The organism is Proteus myxofaciens ATCC 19692 (genome assembly GCF_001654855.1).
In the GTDB taxonomy this organism is placed as follows: Bacteria; Pseudomonadota; Gammaproteobacteria; order Enterobacterales; family Enterobacteriaceae; genus Proteus; species Proteus myxofaciens.
This window is the reverse complement of record NZ_LXEN01000068.1, coordinates 1-3,008: the sequence shown is the minus strand read 5'-3', so window position 1 is coordinate 3,008 and position 3,008 is coordinate 1. Positions and strand designations below refer to the sequence as shown.

General features: G+C 27.4%; 2 protein-coding genes and 1 pseudogene. All 3 read left to right on the top strand.

Features of this window, described 5'->3' with window-relative positions:
- Positions 1-109 precede the first annotated feature (109 nt).
- Positions 110-1,414: an ABC transporter permease gene (locus M983_RS07585; protein WP_066749468.1), complete on the top strand. Its 1,305-nt coding sequence runs from the start codon at positions 110-112 to the stop codon at positions 1,412-1,414.
- Positions 1,415-1,438: 24 nt separating this feature from the next.
- A complete protein-coding gene (locus M983_RS07580) occupies positions 1,439-2,377 on the top strand; it encodes an ACP S-malonyltransferase (RefSeq protein WP_066749467.1) in 939 nt (312 codons plus the stop codon).
- A gap of 20 nt (positions 2,378-2,397) precedes the next feature.
- Positions 2,398-3,008 (top strand): annotated as a pseudogene (locus M983_RS17755) (hypothetical protein); the annotation flags it as partial.

The window sequence follows — 3,008 nt, the reverse complement described above, 5'->3', positions numbered from 1 at the left end:
ATAATAAAGAAAGTCGAAAAATTGCTAAATATGGGTTTTATAAAGTGCCTTTATGGTTAGAAGTAGAGAAAAAATTAGTTATTAGACCCTTATTTTTAGAGAATTATAAATGAACAACCTTATTATACTCATCGCTATTTTTATTTTTATAAGTTTATTTGTTACTTTTCTAAGAAAATTTTATTTCAAATACAGTTTTTTTAATACTATTAATTCAATTTTTAGTGCAAGAAAAAATATTTCATTTCTTATTTTATTATCTATATCTATTTATATTTATAATGGGTTTTATAATCATATTTTTATTTTATTACAAGAGCAATCAGCAAGAGCAAATATGGGGCATATTACTATTTATAAACAGGGATATAAAGATACTGATATCTATAAAAAAATTAATTCTAATATAGAAAATAGTAAAAAAATAATATCAATTTTAGAGTCTGATTTAGAGTTAAAAAATAATATTGATATTTACTCTCCACAGCGTGAGTTTGCTGGATTGATAATGAATATGTCTAATCATCGTACAGCTCATTTTTCGGGATTAGGCATTGAACCTAGTGCATCAATAAAAATAGGCGCTTTTGATATCACAAAGATAGGAAGTGAGCTTTCAAACCTTGCAAATGATGAAATTACAATTGATAGCCGATTAGCTGAACTGACAGATATTCATTATGGTGATCGAGTCAAGTTGATAGTAACAAATTATAATCAAGAAAAAATTGAATTTTTTGTTTCTGTTCGTGGAGTATTTCATTCAGAATTAAAAAATACAGATTATGGTTTAGTTAAGATACCTTTAGAAACCATTAATACCATTTTTAACGATCACAATATAAGTATGATAAATATCCTGTTGAAAAAGGAGAGCAGAATTAAAGATGTTATATCTAAAATAGAGAGTGCAAATAAAGAGTATCGTTTAAATCTAGTGGCTTTGAGTGGATTAGCGCGACAAGAAAATATTAAAAATAAATATGATTATTTTTATTTTTCATTATCTTTCTTAAATATATTTATCGTTATTGTCTCATTTTTTATTTTTAATAAGGTGATTGAAAATAGCATAAGGAATTCAATTAAAGATATTTGTTTTCTTCATTATTTAGGTATGTGGAAATCATCTTTTTCTTTTATTTTTATAATGGAAGGATTTTTAATTGCTTTATTTATTTCAATACTGACATTATTACTTGGTTCTATGTTTGCTTGGCTTATTAATCTAAAAGAAATAGCCATTTTATTACCTGATGGTGGTAGCTATCCCTTTTTTATATTTTGGTCTTGGCAACATCATTTTATATTCAAGATCCCATTATTACTAATAATGTCCTCATTAATAGCCTCTTTTTTATCTTTTAGTAAGGTTTCTTCTCTTTTGAAGGAGCGTATTGATAAGCATAAATAGGAATACCATTAAGGAGTATTAATTATGTTATTGACTGATATTGTATCTGAACAAGAAGGTGCTGTACTGCTTTTCCCTGGTCAAGGCACACCTTATCTTGGTATGGGAAAAAATCTCTATGATTTATCTCAAGCTACTCAATCTGTTTGGGATTGTGCTAGCGATATATCCGGGTTTAATGTTAGACAGCTATGTATAAGAGGACCAATGAGCAAACTGGTTGAAACGCGCTATCAACAAGTAGCAGTTACCACCATCAACATTGCCTCATTGCTCTTATTTAGAGAGCGTTTTTCATTTAATGAAGTAGGCTACTCAGGGCATAGTGCTGGCGAATATTCTGCGTTATTTGCCGCTGACGTGATCAACCTTGAAACGCTGTTTAAAATGATTAATTTTCGATCATCTCTTATGCAAGAATTAGCATCATGTCATAAAGGTATTATGTATATCGTTAGAAATTGCTCATATGATAAGCTTTGTGAGTTAATTAATGAGCAAGATGTCGGTCAAGCTGTCAATATCTGTTGTGATAATAGTGATAATCAGCAAGTAATAGGAGGTGATAGCTTTAGTGTACGAAAGGTGATTAATCAGTTACTTAAGCTAAAGATTGAGGCGACAAAATTAGCCGTGAATGGCGCATGGCATACTATTTTGATGGATGAAGGAAAAGAGAAGCTACAATATTTTTTGCAGGATATTCAGTTTTCTATTCCTAAAAAACCCTTAATAATGAATTTCTCAGCTCAATTTGTTGCAGAAGTTGACACAATAAAATTTAATCTAGTAGAACAGCTTACACAAACCGTAAGATGGAAAGAGACCATGGCATTATGGTGTCAACATGGTTATCAAAATTATATTGAGATCAGTGAGAAAAAATCGCTTTATTATTTAGCAAAAAACGCATTTTCTCTTAGAGATAAAAATATATCGCATTGTCATGACTATATTTTATAATATTTTATATTGGAGATATAATGTTACCTCATTATTCTTATTATATTAAATCTCACCATAGAATGATGTTTAAGCCTATTTTAATAGCATCAACGATATTGACTGTTTGTTTTATTAATAACTTTGATTCTATTAGCTTTAAAGAGATTATTATTGGTAATTTCACTATTTTCTTCGTTATTTTACTTAGTGCAATGAATAATGAGAGAATATATTTGATATATTGTGTTTTTTCAGAAAAGTTCATGCTGAATGATTTTAATCAACGTATATCTAAAGACAAAAATAAAGAGCCCATTAGATTTTATATTGTTTTTATTTTTTATATTATAATCGTATTATCTTTTTTCTATTTTGTAATATATTCTTTTTTAAACTTATATGAAAATAATAATTATATTACGATATTACTTGGTATCATTTTATCACCTATATTAATTTGGTTGTTTATGAAATGGGTTATACATTATTATTTATATGAATCAATTGAATTTTCAAATCATTATTCATTTAATGGTCAATTAAAAAATAAATGGAAATTATCATCAATTATCATTCGTGAAATCATTCTTAGTTTAATTGTCAATATTGCTATTGTCTTTCCTATTAGTCGTAAATCTACTTTTTCTTT

What these genes read in the sequence shown, in the direction of transcription:
- M983_RS07580 (WP_066749467.1), top strand. Translation starts at nt 1,439, where the DNA reads ATGTTATTGACTGATATTGTATCTGAACAAGAAGGTGCTGTACTGCTT.
- M983_RS07585 (WP_066749468.1), top strand. Translation starts at nt 110, where the DNA reads ATGAACAACCTTATTATACTCATCGCTATTTTTATTTTTATAAGTTTA.